The sequence below is a fragment of the Marinicella sediminis genome (genome assembly GCF_002000055.1).
GTDB lineage: Bacteria > Pseudomonadota > Gammaproteobacteria > Xanthomonadales > Marinicellaceae > Marinicella > Marinicella sediminis.
Genome location: NZ_MVBD01000006.1, coordinates 1 through 20,188 on the forward strand (window position 1 = coordinate 1; position 20,188 = coordinate 20,188).

17 protein-coding genes are annotated in these 20,188 nt (G+C 48.2%); 8 read left to right on the plus strand and 9 right to left on the minus strand.

What is annotated here, in order from left to right; all coding sequences use genetic code 11:
* Positions 1-221: 221 nt before the first annotated feature.
* The 7 genes from B0475_RS09360 to B0475_RS09400 form a co-directional block, all read right to left on the minus strand.
* Positions 222-1,169: an acyl-CoA desaturase gene (locus B0475_RS09360; protein ID WP_198538193.1), complete on the minus strand. Its 948-nt coding sequence runs from the start codon at positions 1,167-1,169 to the stop codon at positions 222-224.
* Between the two features lie 125 nt (positions 1,170-1,294).
* Positions 1,295-1,618 carry a hypothetical protein gene (locus tag B0475_RS09365; RefSeq protein WP_077411563.1) on the minus strand — a complete coding sequence of 108 codons (324 nt, stop codon included), beginning with the start codon at positions 1,616-1,618 and terminating at the stop codon, positions 1,295-1,297.
* Between the two features lie 108 nt (positions 1,619-1,726).
* On the minus strand, positions 1,727-1,990 hold the full coding sequence (locus tag B0475_RS09370; RefSeq protein ID WP_077411564.1) for a hypothetical protein: 264 nt from the start codon (positions 1,988-1,990) through the stop codon (positions 1,727-1,729).
* A gap of 119 nt (positions 1,991-2,109) precedes the next feature.
* Positions 2,110-2,574: a DUF5063 domain-containing protein gene (locus B0475_RS09375; RefSeq protein ID WP_077411565.1), complete on the minus strand. Its 465-nt coding sequence runs from the start codon at positions 2,572-2,574 to the stop codon at positions 2,110-2,112.
* Between the two features lie 128 nt (positions 2,575-2,702).
* A complete protein-coding gene (locus B0475_RS09380; protein ID WP_077411566.1) occupies positions 2,703-3,014 on the minus strand; it encodes a hypothetical protein in 312 nt (103 codons plus the stop codon).
* Positions 3,015-4,221: 1,207 nt separating this feature from the next.
* Positions 4,222-4,605 (minus strand): RidA family protein, encoded by a 384-nt coding sequence (locus tag B0475_RS09395; RefSeq protein WP_077411569.1) that lies wholly within the window; start codon positions 4,603-4,605, stop codon positions 4,222-4,224.
* 14 nt (positions 4,606-4,619) lie between these two features.
* Positions 4,620-5,960, minus strand: a complete 1,341-nt coding sequence (locus tag B0475_RS09400; RefSeq protein ID WP_077411570.1) for a Do family serine endopeptidase — start codon at positions 5,958-5,960, stop codon at positions 4,620-4,622.
* An 87-nt stretch (positions 5,961-6,047) separates the two neighbouring features.
* Here B0475_RS09400 and pyrF point away from each other — a divergent pair, with 87 nt between their 5' ends.
* From pyrF to B0475_RS09435, 7 genes are all read left to right on the plus strand, one after another.
* Positions 6,048-6,854 carry an orotidine-5'-phosphate decarboxylase gene (pyrF, locus tag B0475_RS09405; protein WP_077411571.1) on the plus strand — a complete coding sequence of 269 codons (807 nt, stop codon included), beginning with the start codon at positions 6,048-6,050 and terminating at the stop codon, positions 6,852-6,854.
* Between the two features lie 188 nt (positions 6,855-7,042).
* Positions 7,043-7,468, plus strand: coding sequence for a MarR family winged helix-turn-helix transcriptional regulator (locus tag B0475_RS09410; RefSeq protein WP_077411572.1), 426 nt, complete (start codon positions 7,043-7,045; stop codon positions 7,466-7,468).
* Positions 7,469-7,600: 132 nt separating this feature from the next.
* The gene (locus tag B0475_RS09415) at positions 7,601-8,797 is read left to right on the plus strand and encodes an efflux RND transporter periplasmic adaptor subunit (protein ID WP_077411573.1); all 1,197 of its coding nucleotides are present in this window, start codon (positions 7,601-7,603) and stop codon (positions 8,795-8,797) included.
* Positions 8,794-11,946: an efflux RND transporter permease subunit gene (locus tag B0475_RS09420; protein ID WP_077411574.1), complete on the plus strand. Its 3,153-nt coding sequence runs from the start codon at positions 8,794-8,796 to the stop codon at positions 11,944-11,946. The genes B0475_RS09415 and B0475_RS09420 overlap by 4 nt, the downstream gene beginning before the upstream one ends.
* Positions 11,947-12,131: 185 nt before the next feature.
* The gene (locus tag B0475_RS09425; RefSeq protein ID WP_077411575.1) at positions 12,132-12,452 is read left to right on the plus strand and encodes a hypothetical protein; all 321 of its coding nucleotides are present in this window, start codon (positions 12,132-12,134) and stop codon (positions 12,450-12,452) included.
* Between the two features lie 88 nt (positions 12,453-12,540).
* Positions 12,541-12,849 carry a hypothetical protein gene (locus B0475_RS09430; protein WP_157892832.1) on the plus strand — a complete coding sequence of 103 codons (309 nt, stop codon included), beginning with the start codon at positions 12,541-12,543 and terminating at the stop codon, positions 12,847-12,849.
* A 180-nt stretch (positions 12,850-13,029) separates the two neighbouring features.
* A complete protein-coding gene (locus B0475_RS09435; protein ID WP_157892833.1) occupies positions 13,030-16,962 on the plus strand; it encodes a hybrid sensor histidine kinase/response regulator transcription factor in 3,933 nt (1,310 codons plus the stop codon).
* A gap of 101 nt (positions 16,963-17,063) precedes the next feature.
* On the opposite strand, the gene B0475_RS09440 is transcribed toward B0475_RS09435, so the two are convergent.
* A complete protein-coding gene (locus tag B0475_RS09440; protein ID WP_077411578.1) occupies positions 17,064-17,378 on the minus strand; it encodes a hypothetical protein in 315 nt (104 codons plus the stop codon).
* Positions 17,379-17,647: 269 nt separating this feature from the next.
* Positions 17,648-19,075, minus strand: coding sequence for a DNA recombination protein RmuC (rmuC, locus tag B0475_RS09445; protein ID WP_077411579.1), 1,428 nt, complete (start codon positions 19,073-19,075; stop codon positions 17,648-17,650).
* A 47-nt stretch (positions 19,076-19,122) separates the two neighbouring features.
* Here rmuC and B0475_RS09450 point away from each other — a divergent pair, with 47 nt between their 5' ends.
* Positions 19,123-20,136, plus strand: a complete 1,014-nt coding sequence (locus B0475_RS09450) for an SRPBCC family protein (RefSeq protein WP_077411580.1) — start codon at positions 19,123-19,125, stop codon at positions 20,134-20,136.
* Positions 20,137-20,188 lie beyond the last annotated feature (52 nt).

Sequence of the window (20,188 nt, forward strand, 5' to 3'; positions counted from 1 at the left end):
GTCTGCAACCATCAAACTCATTTTAAAACAGGCCATTTCAGCCTAATTCACCACATACCAAATTTCCGGACTTATCAACGCCCCTCTACGCTGTCAAATGAGTACTGTTCCTTAAAAAACCTCCTTGATCAATCAAGCTGGCTCCTTTAGCTAATGCCTGTCCTTGTAATTAGTAAAATGTCCGGCGGAACCCGGAGGGTGAAGCGCACTTCATTGCCTTGTTAATTGTCACGCATGATGAACTTTGCGATCTCACAATCTTCTGGCACCCTCTCCACTCTATGGTCTAGATTACCAGCCTCGGCTACAAGCTCCGAACGTACCGGTAATTGCTTCGGTAGCCTTATATTCTTGACAACGCCGAGGTTGCGCAATGCGTTCAATACCCACCAACCCGGATCAGGCTCGTCTTTGTATAAACCGAGCATAGCCGAACCAGGATAGGCGTGGTGATTATTGTGCCACGCCTCACCCATGGATAGAAAACCTGCTATACGTATGTTATGGCCTTGAACAGCCGCACCCTCTACTTTCCATGTGCGTTCACCTTTGTTATGGGCAAAATAGCCGATTAACCAATGACCGCCTACAGAAATTACGATGCGAACGGACACACCCCAAACCAACCAACTCAAACCACCAAGCCAATACAGCGGAACGGCGACTACAAGCTGCTGCCACATCCACGTTTTCTCTATAAATTGATAGAACTTATCCGATGCAACTTCACTTTCGATAGTAAATTCGGGTGGATGCTTCAAAGTGAGATCACAATTCAATTGCCACCATCCGTCTTTAATGATTCCCGAACCATGAAGCAGGTAGTCATGACATTTTGACTGGCGCTGCGCCCAATCTCTGAGGTCATGTTGAAGCATCATGCCAATGGGACCAGCCATTCCAACAAGCACACCCAACCAAACAAACAGGTACTCCATCCATTTTGGGCATTCGTAGGAACGATGAATCAATAGACGATGCATACCAAGCGAATGGCCAAAGCAAAGAGTGATACCAGTAAGAACCAAGAACACGGCCAAAGATGAAGCTGAAACAACGAAGGGCGCTATGAAAATAGCCGCGGCTAAGTGAGAGAGAAACCAAAGTGACTTTACTGGCTTCCAATATACAATTCCACTATGAGCGTCAGTTATTTCTCTTGATCTCACTCTCTCAGTATCTAGCATAACTTTCTCGTGACATTTAACGCCTAAAGCAGCGGCCGCAGTGTAGGCGCGAAGCGCCGGAACGAAGGTCCAGCCCCGCAGGGGCGATGCTGGCTTTACTTGTTAGTTTACTCTTCTGATTCATCTGGAGTTTTTACTATATTCCATTTTTCGCCAACGCTATTTCGCCACGCGTGGTAGCCTGGCTCCATCTTTGCAACTTCAAAGACAGTTGGGTCGATTTTAGTAATTTCTTCTAAGCCAACCAATTGAGCGTCATCCGTTGTATATTCAATATTGCTTACGAATTGCCAGCCATCATCTTCTAGGTCGTGGTAAATAACCTGAATAGGGTGCTCACCATCTAGTACCTGCCTTATTGTAAATACGGCACAGTTTTTTGGTTGATCAAAAGGCCAATCCAATTCCTTTTTCTTAAAAATCCCAAACATTTCTCGAACCTACATTTTGGAAACTAACGCCTTAACGAATGGCGCCGCCAGGCGTCCATTTGATTAATTTGTTAAGTGTAGCCCCACCTAACGAGCCATACTTTTTGTTTATTTTACCCTATCCATAGATTTTTCCAGCATTGCGATCAAAGCGCGGACTTCATCTTCATTTAGTTCAATTTCGACATTACCAACGACATCGTCATCAGCAAGCTGATCCATCCCAATTGAAATGTTTTTTATGTCTTTGTCCGGATGAATATTCCAAGCCTCAATGTTAATGCAGCCATCATGTATAGCTGGGGTTACTTCAATGAAGCCCTTGCGGTAATTGATGGTGTTTGCCTTGATAATCTCTTTTTTCGATTCCATTACGCTAGTTCTTTGATTACACCAACACTTTTAACACTTAACGCCCGCAACACAGGCGAGGAGCGAAGCGACGAGTCCAGCCAGCTTGCTGGCGATTGTGCTTGCGCTTGTTAGAGGTTTTATTCATGACAATATAGTGCATGCATTGCCCCCAAAATATGACGAGCCCAATGGCTGCCCAAAGAAGTGCGCCAATGAAATACTGCATCTATTTCACTGCCCTGATCGAGATACCATAACCCATCTTTGAGATCTTTATATATATCAGACAGATCATCAATAATATCACCTACTACGGGCTCTTCACTTGGCACAATTTCGGCATTAAAGACCGTTGAATAATATTGATATGGGAAGTCATTAAAGTATTTTGTGATTTCATTGTAATCATGTGATGGCATGTCATCTGAATATAAAAGATCACTTGGCTCACAGCCAGGTAATTGAATCCCCCAACAGTACAGCTTAGATAAGAGAACTTGAAGATAATAAACATCACTCTCTTTATCTTTTTTATTTTCCACCCACTCGCAATACTCTTTTGCTAGAGAAGAAAACTCTTTGATGTGATTCTCGTAATCCATATTTCCTTATTACTACCCTCTAACGCATTGCTCACCTGCACATACTGTGGAGAGCGTTTTTGTGTATTCTGGAGCGCAGCGACACACAAAAACGAGCGTAGCAGTATGTGTCAGCGTGCAGCAACTTGTTATGTGACGACGCCCTCATAGTCTTCGTCCACGTAGTAACTTACTGAAATTTCTTTTGCTACTGCGCCATAAATAGAAAACTCGTGGTAACCGTAATGTTCAGAAAATACCGCAGCCATACGACTCTCTTCGTCTATTACTAAGAAAGCAGAATCGAATTTTATGATAGAACTTTCTGAGTAATATATCTCAACGCTTGTCGATGGTGAAAAATCATACGCTGACAAACCTCGTTTTTCTATTTCCGCTTCACTTCTTCCAAGCTTTTTACTTAGTAAGCAAGCCCATTTTTTTATTAATTCTTTATTCACTCATCATTCCTGATTTCTTGGACACATAACAATTTATTAATTGTGCATCTGTGCCATCTATCAAGATATTGGCGTATATTCGTGCACATCTTTTTCTGTGGATTCATTGTAAGTCATTGATTTCTCTCTTTGAAGTAAATTATTGACTGCGTTATTATCAAGAAATGGGCGGATAGATGTGCATGAATGCGTTAATTTATGTCTATTACCGGCTTTAAGTGCAGAATATGCAGTTTTACGATGGACTTAGCCCGTCCTGCAAGTCCATTACAAAACCTTCTTTAACCACTTGTTAAGTTTTCACTACACCTTTTGATTTAGCCCTTGATCGCAGAAAAAACAAGGCGACAGATTCAACGATAAAACCTGGAACTATTTGAATATCAGAGACATATAAAAGCTGCCCGATCAAGGCTTGACTCCAGTTATTAAATATATCGTAATGAGTGCCTAACTCCCACTTTTTAGTCATCCACCATAATATGAATAGGGAATTCTCGATATAGGTGAAAATATCTCAAGGCAACACAAAAGAATTCGATGAGGAGATGTTTTGTTTACTCATTTATTAGCCCAATAGATTGAACATACCAGAGTCAGCCAAAATAAACCTATTAAAAAGACGTACACATCAGGTATACCGGCCAATTCAAGAAAAAAGCGCACAGGTGTTACAAGTAAAGCAATGAGAATAGGAACAACAGAAAGTCTAAAAGCTAACTTGAATATATAAATTCACACCTCTGACAGAAGAGAACATAACTATTATTCAAGGCTATTAACTCAGCAGGTGCTTCGCACTGCATATCTGTTCCGGACAAAAGAGAGCTGTTATCTCGAGCAAGTGAAACGAGTCGAGGGATCTCCCAGGCCTTTGGAGATCCCTCCACTCACTTACGTTTGGTCGGAATGACAACGTTTTTTTTAAGAAGCCATGGTACGAAAACCAGCAAGCATTCATTGAACGTAGGCACAACAGCTTCTTTATCATTGATAAAACCGCATGCCTTTCATTGCCTGTACGCACAACGGCTTTCAAGGCACGCTTCTTTATCATTGATAAAACCGCATGCCTTTCATTGCCTGTACGCACAACGGCTTTCAAGGCACGCTTCTTTATCATTGATAAAACCGCATGCCTTTCATTGCCTGTGCTACAAAACAAGTCGGTGGGTTGAACTGATAATCAGAACTTCATCGCTTGGTTTCAGGGCTTGATGATGGTGGCATCGATTTCCACCAGCTGATCGGCATAACCGAGCACCGGTACACCCAGCAAGGTGGCTGGTGGCACCTGGCCGGAGAAATACGCTTCCACAACTTCCCAGGCGCGGGTCAGGTTTGATCGTTCACCGACCACATGAATGACCAATTGCTGAATGTGTTTTGTCGTGAAGTCATGTATCGACAACAATTTTTGCAGGTTGAGCAGACACTGTTCTGCCTGCACAGCAGGATCGCCCACACCAACGATGGTTCCATCGCCATCGTTGGGTACCTGGCCACTGACAAACAGCTGCTGACCGACCTGTCTGGCGTATTGATAACCTGGCGTCTGGGGTAAACCGGCTGCGGTTTCTTGTTCATTCATGGTTCATTCCTCTGTCAGTCCTCCAATGGTAACAGGTAGGTTCTGCCATTGCGGTAAATGTGCAACATCGGGGCTTTGCGCGATCGCTCAAACCCCTGGGTCAGCTGCTTCAGGCTGTTGATTTCGGCTTTGTTGATTGCGGTGATCAGATCACCAGCCCGCAGGCCCAGATCCCAAGCCACAGAGCCACGCCCGATTTCTTCAATCAGTACCCCCTGGAAGCGATCTTTAAACTGTAGTGGCAGGTTCATCAGCAGCGTGCCTTCAAGCAATCGGTGTAATTCTTTGCCCTGAATTTCATTGCGGTCTGCTTCGGTGATCAGGGTGATGACCTGGGTGGCTTCATCATCGCGCAAGTAGTCGATGCTGACCCGGCTGTCCAGTTCGATCAGGCCTTCGTAATTCTGAAACTGTTTGCGGTTGGTGATGCGGTCACCATTCAATCGGGTGATGATATCACCAGCCTGTAAGCCAGCGCGGTCAGCGGGCGAATCAGGGTCAACAGAAGTCACCAAAACGCCCTGGCGCTGACCCACATCAAAAGCCCTGGCCAGTCGTTCGGTGATGTCCTGCACGCCCATGCCCAACGACCCTCGACGCACCGTACCAAACTCAACCAATTGACGCATCATGCGTTCGGCCAGTGAGGAGGGGATGGCAAAACCAATGCCGACATTGCCACCTGATGGCGAAAAAATGGCGGTGTTAATGCCCACCAAAGACCCATTCAGATCAATCAGCGCACCACCGGAGTTGCCCGGATTGATGGAGGCATCGGTCTGGATGAAATTCTGATACCCAAGGCCGCTCAGGCTGGTGCGGCCCAGCGCACTGACGATACCCGAAGTCACGGTCTGACCCAGACCGAATGGGTTACCCACGGCGACCACAAAATCGCCCACCCGGAGCTGTTTCGAATCGGCCAATGGCAGTGCGGTGAGGTTGTCTGCTTCAATTTGAATCACCGCCACATCGGTGCCTTCATCAGAACCGATCAGTCGGGCGCTGTAGGTACGGCCATCGTGCAACACCACCGAAATGTCATCGGCATCTCCAACCACATGGTGATTGGTGAGGATGTAGCCTTGTACGGCATCAACGATGACCCCGGACCCCAGGGATTGGGTGACCCGTTCACGGGGGGTGTTCGGCAAACCATAAAACCAACTGTAAAATTCGCTGTTCCTGGAGCGCACGTACTGCACTGATTTGGTGTTGATGTTAACCACCGCTGGGGTAACCTGTTCAAGGATGGGTGCCAGTGAAGGCACCGGTTGGCCGTTGACCGCGGCCGGTAAGGTGGCAGTGGCAGCTGAGGCCAGCCAGATCATAACCATCAGAATAATGTGTTTCATAAGCTGTACAGATTCATTCAACAAATTAAAGTTCCCATTGACAACGGGTTCTCATAAAATAGTCGCTCTCTTCAGATTTTCAAGCCCATGTTCATTCAACAGTTAGAACGCGCCCAGGAAAAACACCAGTCTCTGGTTTGTGTGGGTCTGGATCCCAATCAAGCGAAAATCGATGCCCTTGGGCTTGGTTTACTTGACTGGCTGAAACAAATCGTCGATGCCACGGCTCAGCATGTCTGTGCCTTTAAGCCACAAATAGCCTATTTTGCAGCGCTCAAAGCCGAAGCTGAACTGACCGCCATCATCGCTTACATCCATGAAAAACACCCGGATGTGCCAGTCATCCTGGATGCCAAACGCGGGGACATTGGGAGCACCGCTGAACAATATGCCCGGGAAGCCTTTGAACGCTATCAGGCAGATGCCGTGACAGTGAATCCCTACATGGGAGGAGATACCCTGAAACCTTATTCTAGTCATGCCGGGAAAGGCGTGGTGGTGTTGTGCAAAACCTCCAACGCAGGTTCAGGCGAGTTGCAAAATTTGACCCTGGCCGATGGTCAGACCCTGTTTCAAAAAGTGGCCGGCAAGGCCGCCAACGACTGGAATGACAACCGCAACCTGCTGTTGGTGGTGGGTGCGACTTACCCGGTTGAATTGGCTGACATCCGGCAAATCGTTGGTGACATGCCACTGTTGATTCCTGGCATCGGCGCGCAGGGTGGGGATGTGGAAAAAACCCTCAAAGCCGGTCTCAGAGCCGATGGCAAAGGCCTGATCATATCCTCTTCCCGCGGCATCATCTATGCTGGTGACAGTGCTGAAAACTGTGCCGAAAAAGCCCGGCAGGCCTGTGTTGAACTGAAAAACACCATCAATCAATACCGGGATTAAGGCTCATTCCATTACCCCATTCAGGCTCCGGTCACATCACTGATGCTTCAAAAAAGCTGTTTTTTTAACAAAGCCTCAACCGTTCATCACTGATTGACGTCTGCTTAATGACCGCTTTCAGATAGATCAATGATTGACAATTGGTTTATTTTACATATACTGCACCAGTAAAACATATGTGAGACACAATGAAACCGAACCAACAGAGCGATACCCTGATAAAGTTGTGGGCCCAAACCACTGCCATCACCCGGAAATTGGATGCCAGTTTAGGTGCGGTACATGGCATTGGCTTTGCTGAATATATGCTGATGCATCGCTTGCATCTGGCTGCTCAACACACGATGCGCCGGATTGACCTGGCTCATGAGTTGTGTCGTTCAGCCTCAGGAGTAACCAAGATGCTCAATCCGATGGAAAAAATTGGTCTGGTGGCCAAAGACATCAACCCCAGAGATGCCCGGGTCAGCCTGGTCAAGCTCACTGCCACCGGCGAGCAAACTTATCAACAGGCCAGCAACACCCTGAACCAAATATCTGCCGAGGTGTTCAGCCACATCGACAGCGCTGATACCGGGACAATGCATGGACTGGTGGCCGGCTTAAAACCATAAGCATTTTTCATGACAGATGGCCGTATCAGCTGATCATAAAATCAATTAAAATAGGTCAGTATAAACCGCAAAACCGGTACAGCAGTTAGGGGACTGTTGGTTTTTAATAGCAGCAAACAATTGGATCAAACCATGGAAAAAACCAGTCATCAAACCAAACAACCAGGCTTCCTCAAAAGGCTGCTGCCCATCGTCATCATCCTGGTGGTGGTGTTTGTTCTGCTCAATGTCATGAAATCCATGAAAACCGAGCCAGTCAGAATACCCGATAAACCTGTCGGCTTTCTGGTAGAAACCGCCCAACTTAAACCCACTGATGTAACCGTTTTTGTGGCCTCCCAGGGTACCTTACAGGCCAAGCGGCAAATCAACCTGACCAGTGAAATCACTGGACGGGTACTGAACATGAGCCCTGCATTCATCGCTGGTGGCATGTTTACCAAAGGTGATGTACTGGTACAACTGGATCCAGCTGATTACCAGGTGGCCGTGGCCCGGGCCGAAGCCAGCCTGGCCAGTGCTCAGGCCAGCCTGGATCTGGAACAAGCCAAATCTGATCAGGCCAAAAAAGACTGGCAGTCATTCGGCAAAACCGGTCAACCCAGTGATCTGTTGCTGAACATTCCCCAGCTGGATGGCGCCAAAGCAGGCCTTAAAGCTGCCCAGGCTGACCTGCAAAAGGCCCGCAGGGATTTACAAAAAACAGCCATCAAAGCCCCCTTTACTGGCACCGTGATCAGTAAGTCTGTGGACCTGGGCCAGTATGTGGGGATGGCAGGCTTGTTGGGGGTGATCGCCGGCACCGAAGTGGCAGAAGTCCGGCTACCCCTGAGTAATGACGAAGTAAGCAAACTGCATCTCATGCAGCGCTCACTGGAAGATGAGCCATTGGCAGTGAGCTTCCTGAATGACCACAATGAAACCGTGGCCAGCGGTCAGATCAGACGCATGGAAGCGACCAAAGACAGTCGCACCCTGATGAATTATGCGGTGGCAGAAATTCAGGATCCTTTTGTCCTGGGTCTGCGCATCAATGGCTTTTTACAGGCCCGCATCACCGGCCACACCCACCAAAATGTGTTTGCCATTCCCAGCGCCTGGATGATGCCCAATGATCAACTGGCCGTTTATACACCAGGGGGCAAGCTGGCCATCAAACAGGTCCGGGTGGCCTATAAAACCGATGATTATTTTTATGTCGATCAGGGCATTGACCAGACCGACCTGATCATCACCACGCCAATTCAGGCACCGACCGAAGGCATGCTGCTCAGACGGGCAGATCAAGCGGCTGAAACACCGGCCATGAACGAACAGGCAGCCTCATGAAAAAGTCCTGGGACAGTGGCATCATTTACTGGTTTGCCAGCAATCCGGTGGCGGCCAACCTGTTGATGGTGTGTTTGCTCATCGGAGGTTTGTACACTGCCTATACCCTGAAAAAAGAAATGTTTCCGACCACTTCAATCAACCAGGTGCAGGTCACCATGGCCTATCCGGGAGCGGCACCGGATGAGGTGGAAAAAGGCATTTGTACCAAAATAGAAGACGCCGTCACCGGCCTGGAAGGCATTGACAAAACCACCTGTGTGGCCAACGAAGGCTTTGCCCGGGCCAACATCGAAATCGGCAGCGATTATGATGTGAAAAACGTCATGGCAGAGATCAAGAACCGGGTCGATGGCATCAATTCCTTCCCTGAACAGGCGGAAAAACCCATCATCAATGAAATCATCATTCAACAACCCGTGATCAGGGTTTCCGTTTATGGACCAGTACCCGAAAAAGAGTTGTTGCTGGCTGCTCAGGACATCCGCGATGACATCATTGACTTACCTGGCGTTTCCATGGCCTCTCTTTCCGGAAACCGTGAGTATGAAATCGCCATTGAGATCAGAGAAAACACACTGCGCCAGTATCAGCTGACCTTTGATGAAATCGCCCATGCCCTGCGCAGTGCTTCACTGGACCTGCCTGGGGGTTCGATTAAAACCGATCGGGGTGATGTGTTGTTACGTGCAGTCGGTCAGTCCTACACCGGTACTGATTTTGCCAAAACTGTCATCCGCACCAACCCCGATGGATCCCGCTTGTTGCTGGAAGACATTGCCATCATCAAAGATGCATTTGTTGAAGACACAGAGCCAGGACAGTTTGATGGCAAGTCAGCCATCAATATCACAGTCAATTCAGTGGAAAGTGAATCCATCATTGAAATTTCAAATCAGGTCCTGAAGTATGTTTCAGCCAAGCAAAACACCATGCCGGATAACATGTCTTTAAGTACCTGGTCTGACACCTCACACTACGTGCGGGGAAGGCTGGACATGATGGAAAGGAATATTATGCAGGGTGCTGTACTGGTGTTACTCATCTTGACTTTGTTTCTGCGTTTAAAAGTGGCCTTTTGGGTGATGGTTGGCCTACCTGTGGCATTTTTGGGTGCATTTCTGTTTTTACCGGTTGCTGACGTCACCATCAACATGCTCAGTATGTTCGGATTCATTGTCGTACTGGGTATTGTGGTCGATGATGCCATTGTCATTGGCGAAAGCGCTTATGCGGAAATCCAGCACAAAGGTCATTCCCTGAAAAACGTGGTGGTGGGCGCTCAAAAAGTCGCCACCCCGGCGACATTTGGGGTGCTGACCACCATCGCCGCCTTTGTCCCCATGTTGTTTGTCGGCACCCTGTTTGGCTCCTTTTTTGAAGCCATCGGCTGGGTGGTCATTCTGTGCCTGATATTCTCGCTGGTGGAATCCAAGCTGATCCTGCCGGCGCATCTGGCTCACATGAAATCAGCCGACATCGGCACCGACAACCCGGGACCACTGCTGAGGCTGCAACGCCAGGTCAACCACGGTCTGGAATGGGTGATCAAACACCAGTACCGGCCAACCATTGGCAAGGCCATACGCCGGCCGGGGTTGACCCTCACGGTGTTTGTCGGCATCTTCGTATTGGCCATTGGCTTAATGGTGAATGGGCTGGTGCGCTTTGTGATGATGCCGGATTTTGTCTCAGATTTTGTCCAGGCCGATTTCGCCATGGCCCAGGGTACGCCCAAAGACCGCAGCACGGAAGTACTGCACCACATAGAACAGGCCCTGGTAAGACTGGATCGCGACGTCAGTCAGTCTGTAGGTAAAGAGCAAGGCGCCGTCTATACACACAGGTTTTCAGTACTTGACTCTCAAGTTTCCGGTCGGGTGGTTGTGGAATTGGTCAAAGATGAAAACGCGGTGATCGACGGCAAGGAAATGCTGCGCCGCTGGACCGAATACATCGGAGAAATTCCCGGTGCCAGACAAATTGGAACCCTGTCATTATCCGGTCCTGGTCAGGGTCCTGATGTGAGCCTGAAACTGGTGGGCAGTGACACCGAGGAACTGCGCCTGGCTGCTGAAGTCATTGCCGACAAACTGCGTGAATTTGATGGCGTCTCAGATGTCAGGAATTCCATGGAGATGGGTAAAGACGAAATAGAGTTCTCCATCAAGCCCCTGGGTGAAACCCTGGGACTCACGCAAAGCGACCTCGGCCGACAGATCAGACAGGCCTACTATGGCGAAGAAGTTCAGCGCCTGCAACGCGGCAATGATGAAGTCAAAGTGATGCTGCGATATGACCGCAACACCCGTGAGTCATTGCGCTCACTGGATGAATTGCGCATCCGCACCGCACAGGGCGATGAAGTGCCCCTGAGTACAGTGGCCGAGGTCAAACTGGGCAAAGCCGCCAATGCCATAGAACGGGTCAACCGCAAACGCGCCGCCCGCATCTCCGCTATGGTTGACAAAGCCATCGCTGACCCGCAAACCATTGTTGGTCAATTGATGCCTGAACCTGACAATCCAATCGTTCCGGAATATCCAGGAGTCGATTATGACCTTGATGGCAATACAAAAGAAATGACCAATTTACAAAATAACCTGGGCATTGGTATGCTGGCCGCTGTGTTGTTAATCTATGTGCTGCTGGCCATTCCTCTGAAATCTTACGCCCAACCCCTGATCATCATGCTGGTGATCCCATTTGGCATCACCGGGGCCATCGTCGGCCACCTGTTGCTGGGCATGACCTTCAGTATGATGTCAATTTTCGGGGTGATCGCCCTGACCGGGGTGGTGGTCAATGACTCACTGGTGATGGTTGATTACATCAACAAGGAACGCAGCGAAGGTGTCGACATCATCACCGCGGTCAAGCATGCCGGTTCTAAGCGCTTTCGCGCCATCCTGTTGACTTCGCTGACCACCTTCTTTGGCCTGTTGCCTATCATGTTTGAACAGTCTTTGCAGGCCAAGGTGATTATCCCCATGGCGGTGTCGCTGGCCTTCGGCATCCTGTTCGCCACGGTGATCACGTTGATTCTGATTCCATCATTGTATGCCATCCTGGAACGTTTTAAACAACGTTTCAGCTTGAAACCCCGTCAACGCCAGATTTCCACAGCTTCACCAGCGGCGGCCAAATGAACGGCTCGATTCTGAATTGTATGAATAAGGACAGGTTTTTATAATATCAGGACCAAATGAGGCCATCAGGTCACTTGGACTTGATCGGCAGGTATTAATTATCTAATATGCACTCCCATGACCCGCGACCATACCTGTTGGAACTGCGGGTATTTGAGGTTTAGTTTTTTGATGGAGACTGATAGATGAAAACCCTTTTTAATTCGACCTTATTCAGTTCGGTGATGATGCTCGTTGTTAGCCAGCAAACTTCGGCTTTTGGAGCAGACCCCGGTCTGGGTGACGTTAAGGTATGCCAACATGTGCATGTGAATGGCACAATTGAAAGTCAATACGCAACCGTTCAGGCCCCTCAGTCTTGTCCTGCTTTTTCCCATTATAAATTTGTTGATGGCGTGAACAGGCTGTTTATCCACACGGAAACTGTCACTGAAGTCATCCCCAAAATGAGTGACCCTTCCAGTCCCACCTGTTACAACACATATGTATTGTTACCCGGTGATTGATCCAGTTTCAGAATGTAAAAAAACTGCAACCGCTGCATTGAAAACCTGGATTGGTTGTTCGGTGAGCAATGACACAAAGGAGTCCAAAATGAAATACACTTTATCTTTAACTGTTATGTTGATATTGGTAATTGCCAATGACGTACAAGCGTTCCCCGCCGATCCAGGCTTGGGTGATGTCATCGTATGCCGTCACGTGCACGAAGATGGTCAAATCGAACAATTTGCCGTTGTTCAGGCAACTCAATCCTGCCCGCCATATGTAGAGCAAGTCTCAATCAATGGGCAAATATACACCATTACAACAACCATGGACGGCAGCTGGTCTTCTCCACCCAAGCAAGATCAATCCAACCCAACTTGCTGGAATGAAGAAATTTTGCTGCCAACTGATTGATACGACTGACTGAATCCAATTGTACAAAAGGTCCTTTGTTTCATATATCGAACTGGACCTTTTATCTGCCTCCTTTCACTGACTCAACCCCGCTCCGATACAAAAGCGCAGAGGTCTTCTTAACTTGGCATCAACCAGTAAATTGTTATAATCCAGTCTTTGTTTGACGGGTGAAATCATTTGAAACGATTGTTCAACGCCTTGATGTTTGCACTGGTGGCATGCCCTGTGATTGCTCAACCAAACAACCAGGTTTTAGCCCTCAACACCATCATCAAAGCGGCGCTGCAAACCGACGATGGCTTCATTTGGCTGGCCACCTCGACCGCTGTATTTCGCTGGGATGGTCATGAACTGTTGTCACTGGCGGATCTGCATGGCAGCGACATCACAACTCAAATCAATGAAATCAAAACCCTGATCAAAGATGATCAGGGGCAATTGTGGGTGGGCACTCAAAACAACGGTGTATTTAAAATCACAGGCAGTACTGTTCAGGCCATTCACCGCGATGACTTCGCTGTTCAGGTGCACAACAAAATCACCCAAAGTAACAGTTGGATGTGGTCAGTAACCAATGAAGGGCTGCTTAAATTCAATGAGTCTGAATGGCAGTTCTTCGATTTCAGCAACAACCCTCTGATCAAATCAGATGGTTACATCATGGACATTGATGCCAGCGGAGACAGTATATATATCCTCAAAACCAATCAGTTGATTGAGTTTGACACCAAACAACAACTGTTTATCACTCACCACACGCCCACCGTTGGTTTGTACCGCAGTTTGCGGGTGGACGAGGGCTTTATCCTGGCCTCTGATCAAGGGGTGTTTCATAGTACAGACCTGTTGGCCTGGGAAAGCATGATAAAGGACCTGGCCGACACCATGATCCGCTCCACCCACAGGATTGATGATCAGATCTGGGTGATCACCATTTTCGATGGCATCAAACTTTATGATGCAGCACTCAATTCCGTCATTCGGTTCAGTGCAACAGCCGAATCATTTGCACAGCTGTCCAGTAACGCAGTGACTGATTTATTCATTGACCACTCCGGTCTTGTCTGGGTGCTTCATTTCAATGGTTCAGTCGACACATTGGATTTGAAGCGCCAGACTTTTGGCCTTAATCAGCTGTCGGCAGGTGCCATTTGCAACCTGAGTGAATCATATTTGGACATGACTGAAGATGATCAGCATTACTGGATAGCCAGTCAGTCTGGCATCCAAAAAATAAACAAAGAATCAGGCGAGTGTGAACGCCTTAATCGTGATGATTCCGGTCTGCCGGTATTTGCCAGCAATGTACCTACCACCATTGCTCATAGCCCCGAAACCGGTGTTCTGATAGGCAGTTCGAATGGCATCCATCAAATCAACGAAGCCGATCACATTGTTTTATTCAATGATGACATCCGTTTGATCAATTTCATCAACCAATCCAGGGACCGGTGGTTTACCGGTGGTCTTGACGGGCTGTTTCTGATCAACACCGAAGCCCAACAAGTTGAACGCATTCCGGGATCTGAAAACACAGAGTTCTATGACCTGACCCACTCTTCATTCACTGAAGCCTGGTATTTTGCCTCCAACAAGGGTCTATACAGATTCAAAGGTGGCCAACTGATGCCATTGGAATCGATCAATCAGCAATTGGGTACATCCATAGTGCATGCGGTTTATGCCCACGATGATGATTTGTTTGTGGCCCTGGCAGGAATGGGCCTGGTACAGATCAACCTCAACACTGAACACATCAAAAAGTGGTCTGACACTGTACTGGGCAGTGAACGAAACTCACTGGAAATCATTGGTTTTGATGACTCACTGTGGATCGGTACCGATGATGGACTGATCAGAACCCGTCTGAACGGTACTGACATCAAACGGTTCACTGTAGACAATGGCTTGCAATCAAACGGCTTTAATCGAAATGCCGGTTTCCTGTCTCAATCAGGTCAACTTTTTTTGGGTGGGGTCAAAGGCTACAATTTCTTTAATCCCAATGAAATCACCTTTAACCAAACACCACCATTGGTAAATTTCACCCGGCTGAAACGGTTCAATGAACCCGTGCTGGTGGCTGAAAAGGGAGGTGAGTTTGCGCTCAATCAAGACCTCAACCAAACGGAAAAACTGGAGTTAACCCACCGGGATTATGTCATGGCCTTCGAATTTGCGGCCATGGATTTCACTGACCCGGATGACAACCTATACCAGCACAGGCTGTACCCTTTTGAAGACAAATGGAATCTGACCCAAGCCAATCAAAGAATGGCCACCTACACCAATCTACCCAGTGGCCAATATGAATTGCAAATTCGGGCCAGCAACAATGAAGGAATATGGTCAGATGAACCACGAATACTGAACATCACTGTCTTGCCACCACCCTGGCTGACCTGGTGGGCACTGACCAGTTATGTACTCACGGCACTGGGTCTCATGTATTGGTATGTCCAACGTAAGATCAAGACCAATCAACGCATCGCGGCGATGTTGCGCATTGAAGTGGTTGAGAAAACCAAAGAACTGAGCATTCAGAAACAAACGGTTGAATCCCTGCTGGTGAAGAAGAATGAATTATTTTCCAATGTGTCACATGAATTCCGCACACCGCTGACGCTGATCCTTGGACCAATCAAAGAACTGCTGACTAAACAAACCGATCAAGCAGATGTAAAAAGCCTGTCCATGATCAACCGCAGTGCCAATCGCTTGCTGTCATTGGTTGAGCAGTTGCTGCAAATCGCCAGAGTCAGTGACCTGGATCAAGTCAAAACCCACGCCCAAACCACCCACCAACAGGTGGCCGCCCTGGTCGAGTCATTTCAACACATGGCAAGCAGCAAGCACATCAACCTGCAACTGTCAGTGAATGAACCTGCCACCATTGATGTCACCGATCAGTACATTGATGCGGTGCTGGGCAACCTGCTGTCCAATGCCATCAAATACACCCCGTCAGGTGGTTCAGTGTGGGTTTCTGCCTCCACCAGTAAGGACTCGTTGATCATCTGTGTCAAAGACACCGGCGCGGGCCTGACTGCAAAACAGCAGCAAGACATTTTTAAACGATTCCGCCGGCTGGACTCACATCAGGCCATTGAAGGCATTGGCATTGGTTTATCAGTGGTAGAAGAAGTGGTTATGGTCAACAACGGTCAGATCACAGTGGACAGCGAATTGGGGGTGGGCAGTGAGTTTGTTGTCCAGGTGCCTTTGGCTGAGGCGGTGGAGTCACAGGAACAAACCCACATCAGTACACTGGTACAACAGCTGCAAAAGGAATCTGGTGAAGTGGAACAGGTAACAGCAGCCAATGGCACCAGTGACACACAGACCGAAGACGTCACCCTGAACACCGTGCTGGTGATTGAAGACAACCATGACATGCGCCAGCACATCGCCGACATCATCAGCCCTCACTATAATTGTCTGACTGCAGAAAATGGTGTCAAAGGGGTGGCCGCAGCCATTGAACAGGTACCTGACGTCATCATTTCCGATGTGATGATGCCTGAAATGGATGGTTTCAAGGTGGCTCGCATCATCCGTGCCGATGAACGCACCTCACACATTCCATTGATGTTACTCACTGCATTGAATGACAAAACCAGCCGCATCAAAGGCTGGCGTGAAAATGTCGATGCTTACATGACCAAACCATTCGACCGCGATGAATTGCTGATCCAACTGGACAACATGCTCACCATCCGTGACATCCTGAAAAAGAAAGCCGGCCAGGACCTCTTTGCTGGTCAGGCCAAGTCTTCTTCATTGCCCAAAAAAGATCAGGAATTTGTCGATCGCCTGAGAAGTCTGATAGCAACACATTTTGCAGATCCAATGTTGTCGAGGGTAAAACTGGCAGGGCTCATGGCGGTTTCAGACCGGCAGCTACAACGCAAGATCAAAGCCTTGATTGATCAGAACCCCATGGACATGCTTCGTGAGTTCAGGCTGAATCAGGCCAAAGCCTTACTCAGGGATGGTTACCAGGTCAGTCTGGTGGCTGATGAATGTGGGTTTAACTCCCTGTCATATTTTTCACAATGCTTCAAAGCCCAGTTTGGCATGTCACCGAAAAAATTTCAGCAAAGCCAATAACAAAGCAGCCATCAGGCTGCCCATCTGTGGCTCTGTTCACCTCAGCAAACACCAAAAGCACCACCAGAAAGTGGTGCCTTTGGTATCCGGCTGTCAGGTTCTTACCTGATGAAACAACCCCATTGACCATTGTATGGTTCACACACACACTCTGGGATGGCCTGACATTGCTGCAGGTTTGGAAAAATGAAATGGGGGCGGTTGGGGATACCTTGCCATGCCATGATGTTTTTCAGGTCATCACTCAGGGTGTTTTCTGAGATACCCAACAGTTGAGCCACGTTCACCACCGGCTCTGCAACCAGGGCTTTCTCGGCCGCTGTTACGGTGTCAACCGAAACATCCTGAACTTCACTGGCGGCCATGGTGAAGGTGGTGGCCAATGCCAGAATCAATGATAACAATACTTTTTTCATAATAATCTCCTGTAAGTAAATTGAAAGTTTTTACTGCTTATCGGCAGCGCTTCTATTTGCTCACAGGCGACAGATGAATTGTTTATACAGGCGGACACGGTTTGTCACTTTGAGGACATTTTGTTTGTCACACTGTTTTTCCGCCCTTGATACCTTTTGAGTGGTGGCCATCACCGGCCATCAAGCGGTCTGAATTCAGCCACTGGGAGCCGCAGGGCTCCATGCCATTTGAAGGTACAATTGATGTGTTAAATGATTGGCTTTGGATGTCAGTCTGAAGGCAATTGCTTGCTGTTACGGGCACCGAGTTGCTTGAGGGTATCTGCCTGGGTGATCAGATTGCCCCTGCCGGTTTTGAGCTTGTTTTCCGCCGCATACCAAGCACTGTCTGCCTGATCCAGGCGTTTTTTGATGTCGGTCAGATCACTCACAAAGCCAACCAGTTTGTCGTACATCTTACCGGCACGATCAGCGATCAGCTGAGCGTTTTTGTTCTGATTTTCGTTTTGCCACAACACCATCACGGTCCTCAATGTGGCCAGCATGTTGCTGGCTGAGACCACCAGCACATTCTTCTTATAGGCTTCTTCCAGCAAATTGGGCTGGGCATTAACCGCCTCGAGAAAAGCTGATTCCACCGGCACAAACATCAGCACGAAATCCAAACAATCAAGCTGCTCTATGTTTTGATAAGCCTTTTCTGACAACCCCCTGATGTGGTTTTGCATGGATTGCACATGGGCTTTGAGTTGTTGCTGTCGTTCGTTGTCCTGTTCAGCATTAACATAACGTTCAAAAGCCTTCAGAGAGACTTTGGCATCCACGATCAACGATTTTTGCTGCGGCAAATGAATCAACACATCCGGTCGGTAGCGTTTACCATCCTCATTGGTGTAAGAAATTTCGGCTTCGTATTCCCGGCCTTTTTCCAGGCCGGCCACTTCCAGCAGGCGGTGCAAAATCAATTCACCCCAATTACCCTGTGTTTTACTCTCTGAGGTCAGTGCTTTGGTCAGGTTTTCGGCTTTTCTGCTGAGCTCCTGATTGAGCTGGTATATCCGCTCGATTTCCATCTTCATTGATTTTTGCTGAGCCAGTCCCTGGGTGGCATTGTGCTGAATCAGGGTCTGAAATTCCTGCAGTTGCTTTTGCAACGGGGTAACCACCTGATTCATTTGTTCTTTGTTGCGATCGGTGAAGCGGGCGGTTTTTTCTTCGAGGATTTTTTGCCCCAGGGTGTTGAAATGATCAGACAGGGTGGCCTGGGAATTTTTGATGAATTCGGCCTGTTCGGCAAACCGCTGCTGTTTGTTGTCCAGTTCTGTTTTCAGCTGAGTCAGTTGTTTTTCGGTGTGTGCCAGGGTCTGTTGCAATTGTTCAGCGTTACTGGCTTTTTCCTGGGCGTATTTATGCTGCTCTGAGAGCTTGACCGTGAGCTTGTTCAGGTGCAACAACTCACGTTCCTGGCGTTCATTGTCAAGCTCCAGCTTATTGAGTTCTGCTTCCAGGTGTTGGGTTTCCTGTGCCATGAGTTGTTGCTGAGCAGTGAGCTTATCGGCCAGGTTTTGTTGCCATGCAGCGTGGCTTTTGCGCCACCACAACCAAGCCAGAAAGGAGGTCAGCAACACCCCCAGCAAAACACTGATCAACAGGCTTTCCAGCAGGTAATTTTCTGCATAACTCAAAAGGTTTTTCATGATGAGTATGCTATCATTTATGCCAGTTAAAACATAGGGTCAACACCATGAGAGTTTTTAAGTATTTGTTTTTTGCCTTGCTGTTTCTGATCATTCTGTTCTTTGCCTATGGCTTCTTTTTTCTGGAAGATAAAGTACAGGTGACCCGCAGCATCACCATTGACCGGCCTGCCAAGATGGTGTTCAAATCCGCCAACTCCATGCACACCTTCAATGAATGGTCACCGTGGGCCAAACTCGACCCCAATGCCAATTATCAGTTTACCGGCCCGACCCATGGGGTTGGATCAAAAATGGCCTGGTCTGGCAACGAAGAAGTGGGCAGTGGCAACCAGACCATCATAGAATCTGTGGCCCATGAAAAAATCAAAACTGAATTGTATTTTGATGGTCAGGGTGACGACCCGTCCTGGGCCACCATTGCCATCAAAGACTTGGGTGAAACCAGTGAGGTTTCCTGGACCTTTGATGTGGACTTCAATGGTAACGTACTGGGTCGTTATTTTGGCATCATGATGGAACGCATGCTCGGACCGCAATACGAAATGGGACTGACCAATCTGAAAAACCTGGTCGAAGCCAAGCCGGTGTATGACTTCTCCGGTTTCAGCGTTGAACAGGTCAGTTCACAAAACGTATTGTATGTGGCCACTTCAGCGACCAGCAACGAAGAGGCGAGCGCCGCTTTGGCTGCTGCTTATGGACAAATCACCGCTTTCATGATGGCCAACAACATTGAATTTGCCGGCATGCCACTGGCCATCACCCGCAGCCTGGAAGGTGACCTGTGGGTATTTGATGCGGCCATACCGGTCGACATCGAAATCCTTGAAGGTGAAACCGGAGACATACAGCTGGGGCAAACGTATGCCGGAAAAGTGGTCAAATACATCCAGAAAGGACCGTATGATCAAACCGAAGTTTCCTATGCTTTGCTGGATGCATACCTGGCAGAGCATGAACTGGAAACCAACGGTAATTCCTGGGATGTGTACGCCAATGACCCCACCACAGTGTCCGAAAGTGACATTGAAACCCACATCTACCAACCCATTAAATAACCACTACAAACCGGCAGCAACAGGGATGTTGTTGCCTAAGGCAGACCGGGAC